General features: G+C 45.3%; 11 protein-coding genes. 10 read left to right on the forward strand and 1 reads right to left on the reverse strand.

What is annotated here, in order from left to right; genetic code table 11:
• The first annotated feature begins 296 nt into the window (after positions 1–296).
• The 7 genes from mnmE to QUF73_17805 all read left to right on the forward strand — a co-directional run bounded on the left by mnmE (position 297) and on the right by QUF73_17805 (position 8,132).
• A complete protein-coding gene (gene mnmE, locus QUF73_17775; protein MDM5227976.1) occupies positions 297–1,682 on the forward strand; it encodes a tRNA uridine-5-carboxymethylaminomethyl(34) synthesis GTPase MnmE in 1,386 nt (461 codons plus the stop codon).
• Between the two features lie 132 nt (positions 1,683–1,814).
• On the forward strand, positions 1,815–3,704 hold the full coding sequence (gene mnmG / locus QUF73_17780) for a tRNA uridine-5-carboxymethylaminomethyl(34) synthesis enzyme MnmG (GenBank protein ID MDM5227977.1): 1,890 nt from the start codon (positions 1,815–1,817) through the stop codon (positions 3,702–3,704).
• Positions 3,705–3,746: 42 nt separating this feature from the next.
• Positions 3,747–4,463 (forward strand): 16S rRNA (guanine(527)-N(7))-methyltransferase RsmG, encoded by a 717-nt coding sequence (gene rsmG / locus QUF73_17785; protein MDM5227978.1) that lies wholly within the window; start codon positions 3,747–3,749, stop codon positions 4,461–4,463.
• Positions 4,464–4,603: 140 nt separating this feature from the next.
• The gene (gene noc / locus QUF73_17790; protein ID MDM5227979.1) at positions 4,604–5,485 is read left to right on the forward strand and encodes a nucleoid occlusion protein; all 882 of its coding nucleotides are present in this window, start codon (positions 4,604–4,606) and stop codon (positions 5,483–5,485) included.
• Positions 5,486–5,700: 215 nt separating this feature from the next.
• Entirely contained in the window at positions 5,701–6,462 is a 762-nt protein-coding gene (locus QUF73_17795) for an AAA family ATPase (GenBank protein ID MDM5227980.1), read from the forward strand.
• A complete protein-coding gene (locus QUF73_17800) occupies positions 6,455–7,300 on the forward strand; it encodes a ParB/RepB/Spo0J family partition protein (GenBank protein ID MDM5227981.1) in 846 nt (281 codons plus the stop codon). Before QUF73_17795 ends, QUF73_17800 begins: the two co-directional genes overlap by 8 nt.
• 118 nt (positions 7,301–7,418) lie before the next feature.
• The gene (locus QUF73_17805) at positions 7,419–8,132 is read left to right on the forward strand and encodes a DUF554 domain-containing protein (GenBank protein ID MDM5227982.1); all 714 of its coding nucleotides are present in this window, start codon (positions 7,419–7,421) and stop codon (positions 8,130–8,132) included.
• 170 nt (positions 8,133–8,302) lie between these two features.
• On the opposite strand, the gene yyaC is transcribed toward QUF73_17805, so the two are convergent.
• A complete protein-coding gene (yyaC, locus tag QUF73_17810; GenBank protein MDM5227983.1) occupies positions 8,303–8,932 on the reverse strand; it encodes a spore protease YyaC in 630 nt (209 codons plus the stop codon).
• A gap of 273 nt (positions 8,933–9,205) precedes the next feature.
• Here yyaC and QUF73_17815 point away from each other — a divergent pair, with 273 nt between their 5' ends.
• Genes QUF73_17815 through QUF73_17825 form a run of 3 tightly spaced genes read left to right on the forward strand, consistent with a single transcriptional unit; the run spans position 9,206 to position 12,326 of the window.
• Complete coding sequence (locus QUF73_17815) at positions 9,206–10,096, forward strand: mechanosensitive ion channel family protein (protein MDM5227984.1); 891 nt, start codon at positions 9,206–9,208, stop codon at positions 10,094–10,096.
• Positions 10,097–10,098: 2 nt separating this feature from the next.
• Complete coding sequence (locus QUF73_17820; protein MDM5227985.1) at positions 10,099–10,296, forward strand: DUF951 domain-containing protein; 198 nt, start codon at positions 10,099–10,101, stop codon at positions 10,294–10,296.
• Between the two features lie 26 nt (positions 10,297–10,322).
• Positions 10,323–12,326, forward strand: coding sequence for a molybdopterin-dependent oxidoreductase (locus QUF73_17825; GenBank protein ID MDM5227986.1), 2,004 nt, complete (start codon positions 10,323–10,325; stop codon positions 12,324–12,326).
• The last annotated feature ends 219 nt before the right edge of the window (positions 12,327–12,545 follow it).

Below are 12,545 nucleotides of genomic sequence, written 5' to 3' on the forward strand. Positions count from 1 at the left end.
TGTCGCACTTTGTCATTTCCCAGCCAATTATTAAATCTTAATTGGTTTTATTGTTATTCACATGTGGATAAGTTAAAATAGAGCATATTAATTATGAGACGTGTGGATAATTTTTTTCGCTGGCTGTGTGTAAGCGGGCTGTTGATAAGTATCATGCTGACTGATGGACAAGCCGGAATTGCGGGCTGATATGCTTTTCTAAAAAAAAGCCATGTGATATTCTATTAATTTGGGGAATCGATATTATTATTCATTTTATATAGATCGATAAAACAGAAAAAAGAGAGGTGAATGAATTGGAATTTGATACAATAGCTGCGATCTCTACTCCAATGGGAGAAGGAGCCATTGCCATTGTCCGCCTGAGCGGTGACCAGGCTTTTGAAATTGCGGACCGGCTGTTCAGAGGGGTAGGAGGCAAGCGTCTAAAGGATGTTGCGTCCCACACCATTCATTATGGGCATATTATCGACCCAAAAACCGAACAGATTGCTGAAGAAGTAATGGTTTCGGCCATGAAGGGACCGAAAACTTTTACTAAAGAAGATGTCATTGAAATCAACTGCCATGGCGGACTGGTTTCTGTAAACCGCGTCCTGCAGCTTTTGCTGAATAATGGCGCACGGCTGGCAGAGCCGGGTGAATTTACAAAGCGCGCCTTTTTGAACGGGCGGATTGATTTATCCCAGGCAGAAGCGGTTATGGATTTAATCCGTGCCAAGACGGACCGGGCTATGAACGTGGCACTTGGCCAGATGGAAGGAAGGCTGTCAAAGCTTATTCAGAAGCTTCGGCAGGAAATTCTGGAGATCCTTGCTCACGTAGAAGTCAATATCGACTATCCGGAATACGATGATGTTGAGGAAATGACCCATCATATGCTGATGGAGAAGGCTTCATATGTGAAGAAGGAGATCGAAAAGCTTCTTCAGACCTCACAGCAGGGGAAAATACTGCGTGAAGGACTCTCAACAGTCATCGTCGGACGGCCAAACGTTGGAAAATCTTCCTTATTGAATAGCCTTGTTCATGAGAATAAGGCTATTGTAACAGATATCCCAGGCACAACCCGTGATGTCATCGAAGAATACGTGAATGTAAGAGGGGTGCCTCTCCGCCTGGTTGATACAGCCGGCATTCGCGAAACGGAAGATATAGTGGAACGGATTGGTGTTGAAAAATCAAGGCAGGTATTAAAAGAAGCAGATTTGATTTTGCTCGTGCTCAATTACTCGGATGAATTGACGTCTGAGGATGAAAATATTTTTAAGGCGGTCGAAGGCATGGATGTCATTGTGATTGTCAATAAAACCGACCTTGACCAAAAAATCGACATGAATCGCGTCCGTGAGCTTTCCAAGCATCATAAACTGGTTACGACCTCTTTATTGGAGGATCAGGGAGTCGACGATCTTGAGGAAGCCATTGCTTCTCTATTCTTTGCAGGCTCCATCGAAGCCGGGGATATGACATATGTATCCAATACCCGCCATATTGCCCTATTGAACCAGGCGCAAAATGCCATTGACGAAGCGATGCAGGGGGTTGAGATGGGAACACCGATTGACATTGTGCAAATTGATTTGACGAGAACATGGGAGCTGCTTGGTGAAATTATTGGCGATAGCGTCCATGAAAGCTTGATCGACCAGTTATTCTCGCAGTTCTGTTTAGGGAAATAGATGATTTAGGAAGGCTGTGTCAGCTGACGCAGCGGAAATAGATTTTTAACTTTTGCAATCTGCTGGCTCAGCCCCGGGCTTTTCAAAAGCTTGTTCCTGTGCTTTTCTGATTGCAGCAAAGGAGGCAGCATCATGACATATGAAGCTGGAAGTTATGATGTCATAGTAGTCGGAGCCGGACATGCGGGTGTGGAAGCAGGCCTTGCTTCGGCCCGTCTCGGCGCAAAGACATTAATGATTACGATCAACCTTGATATGGTAGCCTTTATGCCCTGCAACCCTTCAGTCGGAGGTCCTGCTAAAGGGATTGTGGTAAGGGAAATCGATGCTCTTGGCGGAGAAATGGGCAAAAACATTGATAAAACCCATATTCAGATGCGCATGCTCAATACAGGAAAAGGCCCTGCAGTCCGTGCGTTAAGAGCTCAGGCCGATAAATTCACGTATCAGCATGAAATGAAAAAAACGCTGGAAAATGAGCCAAACCTGACGCTTATTCAGGGAATGGTTGAACGGCTGATTGTCGAAGATGGAGAATGCAGGGGCGTCGTCACCCAGACAGGTGCTGTTTATCATTCAAAAGCGGTAGTTATTACGACCGGAACCTTCTTAAGAGGGGAAATTATCCTGGGTGAGCTCAAGTACTCAAGCGGTCCTAACAACCAGCAGCCATCCATTAAGCTCTCAGAGCATTTGCAGGAGCTCGGCTTTGATCTGGTCCGTTTTAAAACAGGAACACCGCCGCGCGTCAATAGCCACTCCATTGATTACAGCAAAACGGAAATCCAGCCTGGCGATGATGTGCCAAGAGCTTTTTCCTATGAAACGACAAAATACATTACGGACCAGCTTCCTTGCTGGCTGACGTATACCAATGAAGAAACGCATACATTAATCGACAATAATCTTCATCGCTCGCCGATGTATTCCGGCATGATCAAAGGGACAGGACCGCGCTATTGTCCGTCGATTGAAGATAAAGTGGTCCGCTTTAATGATAAGCCGCGTCATCAGATATTCCTGGAGCCTGAGGGCCGCAATACACAGGAAGTGTATGTGCAGGGGCTTTCTACAAGCTTGCCAGAGGATGTGCAGCAGAAGATTCTCAGAACCATTCCCGGACTTGAAAATGTACAGATGATGCGTGCTGGCTATGCGATTGAATATGATTCCATCGTACCAACGCAATTATGGCCGACACTTGAAACCAAGAAAGTGAAAAATCTCTATACTGCCGGCCAGATTAACGGGACATCCGGCTATGAAGAAGCTGCCGGCCAGGGGCTAATGGCAGGCATGAATGCGGGATTAAAATCGCTGGATAAGGAAGAAGTCATTTTAAGCCGTTCAGATGCTTATATTGGCGTCCTGATTGATGACCTTGTGACCAAAGGCACGAACGAGCCTTACCGTCTATTGACTTCAAGAGCGGAATACCGTCTGCTGCTTCGCCATGATAATGCCGACCTGCGCTTAACAGAGCTTGGCCGCAAAGTTGGGCTGATCAGTGAAGAGCGCTATAAAAAATTCCAGCTGAAAAAGCAGGCAATTGAAGAAGAGAAAGCACGTCTGCAAGGCATCATCATCAAGCCGTCTTCTGATGTGCAGGAGCTGATTAAAAGCCAGGGCGGAAGCGAGCTGAAAGATGGCATTCGCGCATCTGATTTGCTGAAGCGTCCGGAAATGACGTATGAGCATATCCAGCAGCTTGTTCCAGCTGAGAATTCACTTGATGCGGATGTAACCGAGCAGGTGGAAATCCAGATCAAGTATGAAGGGTATATTGAAAAGTCACTTCAGCAGGTAGAGCGCCTGAAGAAGATGGAAAACAAGAAGATCCCTGAAAACATCGATTATGATGATATTAACGGACTCGCTTCTGAAGCAAGACAAAAGCTGAAGGAAGTAAGGCCGCTATCTTTAGCGCAGGCTTCACGAATTTCCGGTGTAAACCCTGCTGATATCTCTATTTTGCTTGTTTACTTAGAACAGGGCAGAATCGCAAGAGTTTCAGCGGAGTAAAGGGAAAATCCGATCATGTCTGAGAACCGAAAGGATTTATAAATGAATACCGAACAATTTACAGAAATGCTGGCGGCGAAGGGGATTGCCCTTTCGCCACAGCAAATGCAGCAATATGAAACATACTATTCCACACTGGTGGAATGGAATGAAAAAATGAATTTAACAGCCATCACGGAAAAGGAAGATGTTTATCTCAAGCATTTTTATGACTCGATTAGCGCTGCTTTTTACTTTGATTTCAACCAGCCGCTAAAAGTTTGTGATGTCGGGGCTGGTGCCGGTTTTCCAAGCATACCGATTAAAATTGCTTTTCCGGGTTTACATATTACGATCGTTGACTCGCTGAATAAACGCATTGGGTTTCTGGAGCATTTGGCGAAGAAGCTGGAGCTTGATCATGTCCGCTTTATCCATGACCGTGCGGAAACCTTTGGCCAGAACAAAGAATACCGTGAGTTTTTTGATGTTGTGACAGCAAGGGCTGTTGCCAGATTGTCCGTTTTGAGTGAACTTTGTCTGCCTCTGGCAAAAACAGGAGGCACATTTGTGGCTATGAAGGGTGCCAGTGCAAAAGAAGAACTGGATGCCGGCAAAAAGGCCATCTCTGTACTGGGAGGAAAACTCGTGGATTCCCACACGTTTACCTTGCCTGAGGAAGAAAGTGAGCGCAATATTTTAATCATTAAAAAAGAAAAGAGCACTCCTAAAAAGTACCCGCGGAAGCCGGGGACACCCAATAAAACACCAATTGAATAGGGTGCGCAATTTGCCATTGTATGACATAATGGTGTAAACTAATCGATTTTTCCAGATATTAATATTGCTCCTGTCCGGCAGGATTTGTCATGATGATAGAGAATATGTTATAGGGAGTTTCGTAAAGGTGGTGCAGGGTGATGAAGCATTCTTTCTCACGCTTTTTTGGCCTAGGCGAAAAGGGAGAACAAGTTACAGCGGAAAAACCAGCAGAAGAACAATTGGATATTGAAGACTTAAGCGACAGAGAAGAAGTTAAGAAGATACCTATTGATCAAATCGTCCCCAACCGTTTTCAGCCAAGAACGGTGTTTGATGATGAGAAGATAGAAGAGCTTTCTCGGACCATCCATACGCATGGAATCATCCAGCCGATTGTCGTAAGGGAATTTGAGGATGGGCAGTTTGAAATCATAGCAGGTGAACGCAGATACCGGGCCATGAAAAGACTGGGCTGGGAAGAAGCTCCGGCTATCGTAAAAAATCTAAGTGATACGGAAACGGCTTCAGTTGCTTTAATTGAAAACCTTCAAAGGGAAGAACTGTCTCCGATTGAAGAAGCTGTTGCCTACGGAAAGCTTTTAGAACTGCATAATCTGACACAGGAAGCATTGGCACAGCGCCTTGGAAAAGGCCAGTCAACCGTTGCAAATAAGCTTCGGCTGCTGAAATTGCCGCAGCCTGTCCAGGATGCATTATTAAACAAATCAATCACAGAGCGGCATGCCCGTTCGCTCATTCCGCTGAAAGACCCTGAAAAGCAGGTCGCCCTGCTTCAGGAAATAGTGGAGAAGAATCTGAATGTGAAGCAGACAGAAGACAGGGTTGTCAAAATTCTCGAACAAAAAAATCCAAAGCCGAAGCCGAAGCGAAAGGCGTTCAGCAAGGATATGAGAATTGCGGTCAACACGATCCGCCAATCATTATCCATGGTTTCTGACAGCGGCATTAATCTTGATTCGGAAGAAGAAGAATTTGATGAGTTTTATCAAATCACGATTAAGATTCCTAAAAAGAAATAATTTTTTAACGCGAGAGATAAAGCGGGTACTTCCCTGTTTTATTTTTCGCGTTTTTTTTGAAGGAACGATAAAAAGACTATTAGAATCTTCTTATTTTTTACAAAAAAATTATTCTGCCCTGTTTTTCATGATAAAATAGACTACGTGATTTAACGATACTAATAAATTTGCAGATAAATAGATTGTAATACTGATAGATGAAAGCAGGTGACACCGTGGGCAAGATTTTAGCCGTTGCGAACCAGAAAGGCGGAGTCGGCAAAACGACCACTTCCGTCAATCTTGGCGCATGCCTGGCATACATAGGCAAGAAAGTGCTGCTGGTCGACATTGATCCGCAGGGGAACGCCACAAGCGGAATCGGCATTGAAAAAGCTGATGTCGATCATTGCATCTATGACGTTCTCGTTGATGATGTGGAAGCATCAAAGGTTATAAAACCAACTTCGGTAGAGAATTTATACGCAATCCCGGCAACCATTCAGCTGGCAGGCGCAGAAATTGAACTGGTGCCGACCATCTCACGGGAAGTAAGATTAAAGAGGGCTCTGGAAGAAGTAAAGGCAAACTTTGATTATGTTATTATCGACTGTCCTCCTTCTCTCGGATTACTGACAATTAACTCGCTGACTGCTTCGGATGCAGTCATCATACCAGTGCAATGCGAGTACTATGCGCTTGAGGGTCTGAGTCAGCTTCTGAATACGGTCCGCCTTGTGCAGAAGCATCTGAATCATGATTTGAAAATCGAAGGCGTTCTGCTGACGATGCTTGATGCCCGTACCAATCTTGGCATTCAGGTCATTGAAGAAGTGAAAAAGTATTTTCAGGATAAAGTCTATAAAACAATCATTCCCCGCAATGTGCGGCTGGGAGAGGCTCCGAGCCATGGAGAACCTATCATTACTTATGATCCGAAGTCACGCGGAGCTGAAGTATATTTAGAACTGGCAAAGGAAGTGGTTTCGAATGGCTAAAGGTTTAGGAAAAGGTCTGAATGCTTTTTTCAATAATATTGAAACCGAAAAAGAAGAAACCGTACAAGAAGTCAAAATAAAGGACATCCGTCCAAACCCTTATCAGCCGCGCAAAGTGTTTGAAAAGGAAGCCATCGAGGAATTGAAGCAGTCCATCCTTGAACACGGAATTCTGCAGCCGATCGTCGTCCGCAAAAGCATCAAGGGCTATGAAATTGTAGTAGGGGAGCGCCGCTACCGTGCAGCAAAAGAAGCAAATCTTGAGAGTGTTCCTGTTGTCGTACGGGAATTGAATGAACAGCAGATGATGGAGCTCGCTGTTCTTGAAAATCTGCAGCGTGAAGACTTAACTCCCATTGAAGAGGCGGCTGCATACCAGCTGTTAATGGAGAAGCTCAAGGTGACACAAGAGGAGCTGGCCAAGCGTCTGGGAAAAAGCAGGCCGCATATTGCCAACCATATTCGCCTGCTTTCCCTTCCTCCGAAAATTCAGGGGTTGATTTCTGACGGGAAGATCTCTATGGGGCATGGCAGAGCACTATTGGGTCTGCGAAAAAAAGAGAAACTGCAGGCGCTCGTTGAAAAAACAGTTAAAGACGGCTTAAATGTCCGTCAGCTTGAACAGCTGATTCAGCAGCTGAATGATGTTTCACGTGAAACGAAAAAGCCAAATGCACCAAAAGATATTTTTATTAAGGAACGCGAATCCTCCCTCCGAGAAAGATTCGGAACCACCGTCCATATTAAACAGTCCAAAAACAAGGGGAAAATAGAGATTGAATTTTTCTCAAAAGAAGATTTGGAACGCATTATGGAACTTTTAGAAACCAATTCGTAAGCCATCTTAATGATGGTTTATTTTTTTACAGGTATTCAAAAAAAGATTGTAGGTCAGTACCTTTCGTGGTAATTTTAATAGAAAATAATTCGCATTGCGAAATAATTAGGTGAAGAATATGTTTTTGCTAGGTACGCTTGTGAATGGATTATTGATTATTATAGGAACACTGCTGGGGAAATTGCTTCATCGCATTCCTGAGAGTATGAAGGGCACTGTGATGCATGCGATTGGCCTTGCTGTCATGGTGCTCGGCCTGCAAATGGGTCTTAAAAGCGAGAACTTCCTGGTTGTGATTTTAAGTCTTGTTTTCGGAGCAGTTATAGGGGAATACTTTGCTCTCGAAGATAAGCTGAACAAACTTGGCGATTGGCTAGAAAGTAAAATTGGCTCAAAAGGCCAAGGCAGCATTTCGCAGGGCTTCGTAACGGCTACGCTTATCTTTGTCATTGGCGCTATGGCCATTATCGGCGCGCTCGACAGCGGTATCCGGGGCGACCACTCGGTTCTTTATACCAAATCGATTATTGACGGCTTTACCTCCCTTATCTTAACGACTACCTTAGGGATTGGTGTGCTCTTTTCAGCTTTTCCGGTCATGCTTTATGAAGGACTCATTGCCCTTTTTGCCACCCAAATCGACCGGTTTGTCCCGCAGCTTCTCATGGACAGCTTTATCAAGGAAATGACCGCGACAGGCGGCATCATGATCTTTGCGATTGGTCTGAATTTGACAGGAATTACGAAAATCAGGGTTGCGAACCTGCTTCCTGGAATTGTGGTTACGGGGATTATTGTGTCGGTTGTTTATTTTTATGGGATTTATTTTTAAGTGACTGATGAGAGCGCAAAAGCATCTTCATACAGCTTATAAACTTACAGAATCAGCTCCAAACCCCGTCCAGAATAGCGCGAAAAGATGTACCAACAGCGCAATCCCCTCCCATCCCCCAGCTAACCAAAAAAGCCGCAGGCCCAATTCCCCTGCGGCTTTCCTATTCATTAAGGTGTTTGTTCACGGTTCAGTTCCCACTTGAATGCAGGCCATGCTGGCGCTGTCTGGTGGGTCAGGCTTGCTTCATAGATACCGCCCGCGATGGTTTTGGCCATTTTCAGGACGAGGTTGAGTCTTGTGTTCTGAAGGACAAAGAATTCCATAAATCCGCTGACATTGACGATGCCGGTTATGTGCATGTCCCCTACTTCCGGTAGGTCTTTATTGACTCCGGCGCCAGGCTTGACGGGGCCTTCTCCGATTTGGATGACTCCAACGCTTTTTAAGCGGCCCAGGCAGGCGTCGATCCCGATGATAAAGGGATTAAAATGCTTCTTTTTGATTTCGTTCAGTTTTTCTTCCAGGTTTACGGCATGGATCGGATCCTCCAGTGTTCCGTATACATGGAAAGATGAAATGGATTTTTCCTCGAGGAGTGTGCCGACCAGCGGACCTAATGAATCGCCTGTAGAGCGGTCTGTGCCAATGCAGACAAAAACGATGGGACGGCAGCTGATGCCCGCAGGCAGAATATTCTTCAGTTCAGCAGCCAATTTTTCAGCAGAGTTTGTTTCTTCATGCGAGATTCTGGCAGAAGCCCCGCCTTTTTTGTCAAACAAGTTTGGTTTGAAGTTCATATAGGTCCACTCCCTCTTTATTCCTTGCCATGCCCGAATAACAAGTATTTATACGTTTTTAACAGTATACGGAAATTTTGTGTAATCTATACATACCTGTATTATTTAATCGTTAAACAATCGAGTTTTTAACTGTAAAGTTATGAGAAAAATTGATAAAATTATTTTGTCTTACAGGGGAATTCGCACTGGAAGGCAAGATGCAGTATAATTTCATACAAGCAATGGGCTTGACTTTCAGACTATTTTCACAAAATTAAAGCAGGTGAAACCATGAGTCCTATTGAAAAATTGATTCACAGTATGATAGATAAGATTTCTAATGAAGAAACATGGATAACCATCGGGGAAGGCATCTTTAAAATTATTGCGATTCTGATCGTTACGAGCATCCTGATCAGGATCGGCAAGCTGGCTATCCGCAATATTTTTAAAGTGAGGACGCCGTCCAGGCTCCGAATTTCAGAGCGCAGGGAAGCTACCCTTCTGAAGCTGCTGGAGAATATGCTTACGTATGTGGTATTTTTTGTTGCGGCGATCATGATATTATCGGTGCTGACGATTGATGTGAAAGCCCTTTTGGCCGGTGCCGGAATCGTCGGATTGGCTGTTGGGTTTGGGGCACAAAGTCTTGTAAAGGACATCATCACCGGATTTTTCATCATTTTCGAAGATCAGTTTTCGGTTGGGGATTATATCCGGATTGATCAATTTGAAGGAACGGTAGAAGAAATCGGATTGAGGACGACAAAGATTAAAAACTGGACGGGTGAAGTTCATATCCTTCCGAACGGAAGCATTATGCAGGTGACAAATTTCTCTTTGAATAACAGTGTGGCATTTGTGGATGTGAGCATTGCTTATGAAGGCGATATTGTGAAAGCTGAAAAAGTTCTTCAGGAACTATTCGTAAAGCTGCCGGAAAAATATGAGGATATGGTCAAACCGCCTGAGATTCTCGGCATCCAAAATCTGGCTGCTTCTGATGTGGTGCTGCGTGTGGTTTCAGAAACGCTGCCAATGAGGCATTTTTACATTGCACGGCAGCTGCGGAAGGAAATTAAGCTTTGTTTAGATGAGCATGGCATTGAAATTCCGTTCCCGCGTCTTGTGATGTATACGCGGAATGACCAGGGTAACCCAAAACTGAATGCGGAGGGATAAACATGGAGCAAAAAGAATTTGATCTACACGATGTGGTGGAAATGAAAAAGCCTCATCCATGCGGGGTCAACAAATGGAAGATCATCCGAATGGGAGCCGATATCCGCATTAAGTGCGAAGGCTGCGGCCACAGCGTAATGATTCCAAGAAGGGAATTCGCCCGCAAAATGAAGAAAATTCTTGTTAAGCATGAGGGATAAGAGATCAATACGGGGAGATGAGGGTTTTGGCGGATACATTCAAGTCAGCCTGTCCCCTTAACTGCTGGGACAGCTGCGGCTTTCATGTAACAGTTGAAGACGGTAAGGTGATAAAGGTAGATGGCGATCAGGACCATCCAATAACAAAGGGGAAAATTTGCGGCCGCGGCAGAATGCTTGAAAGCAGAACCAATTCTCCAGAGCGCCTCCTTCATCCGCTGAAGAAGGTGGATGGAGAATTTGTGCAAATTTCATGGGAGCAGGCTTTGCACGATATTTCCCTGAAAATGAAAGAGCTAAAAAAAACGGCTGGCACCACTTCGGTCCTGCACAGCCATGATTATGCCAATGGGGGCTTGCTGACGAACCTGGATCAGCGCTTCTTCAACTGCTATGGCGGTGTGACTGAGCTGAAGGGATCCATCTGCTGGGGAGCCGGCATCGAAGCCCAGAGCTGGGATTTTGGAGATGCATATAGCCATGGGCCCGAAGATATTTTAAACAGCAAACATATTATTGTCTGGGGCAGGAATGTCGCGCGGACCAATATGCATTTGTATCAAAAGCTGCAGGAAGCAAAGAAGCAAGGTGCCAAGCTGTATGTGATCGATCCGATTTTTAATGCGACGGCTAAAATGGCGGACCGCTATTTTTCCGTTAAGCCGGGGATGGATGGATGGCTTGCGGCCGGCATCATGAAGGAAATGCTCCGTCTGGGCTTAGAGGATAGAAGGTTCATAGATAACTATTCAATTGGTTTTGAAGATCTGAATGAGCTGCTGAGCAGCGTAGCGCTTGAGGAAGTGGCAGAAAAAACGGAAGTGCCTGCAGAGGTGATGACCGAGCTTGCGATGGTGTATGGGGATCGCCCCGTTTCCACTTTCTTTGGCCTGGGCATGCAGCGCTACGAAAACGGCGGAAACACGATCCGGCTGATGGATGCTTTAATTGCCATGAGCGGAAATATCGGCATTCCGGGCGGGGGCGCAAACTATGCCAATAGGCAGGTTGGGCAAAGCTTTGATGGGGCAGCCCTCACCCTCCCTGAGCGGAGAACGGCTTTCAGGCAATTTACGATGATGCGGCAGGCAGAGGGGATTTTAACAGCGAAAGATCCTGAGATTAACATGATCTTCGTCACGTGCGGAAATCCTTTAACTCAGGTGCCTGACTCATCAAGAGTCCGCGAGGCTTTTGCCTCTGTTGAGACAGTTGTCGTGATGGAGCAGTTTATGACAGATACGGCCAAAATGGCTGATTATGTGCTTCCTGTTGCCACAGTCTTTGAACAGGAAGATGTCTATTACTCTTCCATGTACCATCACTATGTCAATCATGGTCCGAAGCTGGTTGAACCGCCAGGCGAAGCAAAGCCTGATTTATGGATATGGACTGAGCTTGCCAAGCATATGGGATTCGGAGCAGAATTTGAGTTTACAAGAGAAGAGTTTATCAGCATGGGCCTCGGTTCGCTTAATGAGCATGGGATCACATTGGATAGTTTAAGGAATTCCCACCATAAGGAACTCCCGGTTGATACGGTGCCCTGGGCAGACCGGCAGTTCAAAACGCCAAGCGGTAAGTATGAATTCACCTCTGCTGTGGCATTCCGAAAGGGTTCCGAAAGTAGGCTGACACTCGCTCTTCCCCGGGAAACCAAGTGGACGGACAAAGAGCGTGCTGAGCAGTTTCCTTACACATTGCTGACGATTCATCCGCTTCGCTCCAATCATTCACAGCATTATCACCTTTTGAAGCCTGAGCCAAAGGCAAAGGTGGAAATTGCCGGCAATATAGCTGAGAAGCTTGGCCTTCAGGAGAACGATTATGTCAAAGTGTGGAATGACCGCGGGGAAATGAAGGGCTTTGTCCATATTATGAAAAAAGCCCATCCGGATACCATCAATATTGATGAAGGCATTTGGGCAAAATTCGGCGGACCCGTCAATAATCTTACTTCCAGCCGCGAATCGGACAATGGCCTTGGGAGCACTTTGTACGACTGCCTTGTTAATATTGTGAAGATATAAAATTGGGTGACAGGTCCCTATACCAGTTCAGCAAAGTGGTATAGATGCCTGTCACCTTTTCTTTACATTTCTCCGGCAACTATCTATAATTGTTAGAGGCTTGTTTAAATGAGAAACAATCGTATTTTTTTAAACATAAGAATTATAACTTTGAATTTCGATAACTGTCTAGCTCCAGCGCCTACCCCCTCGAGGAGTCGGGGGTGATCAAGGCGCTTG

Source organism: Cytobacillus sp. NJ13, assembly GCA_030348385.1.
Lineage (GTDB): Bacteria > Bacillota > Bacilli > Bacillales > Cytobacillaceae > Cytobacillus.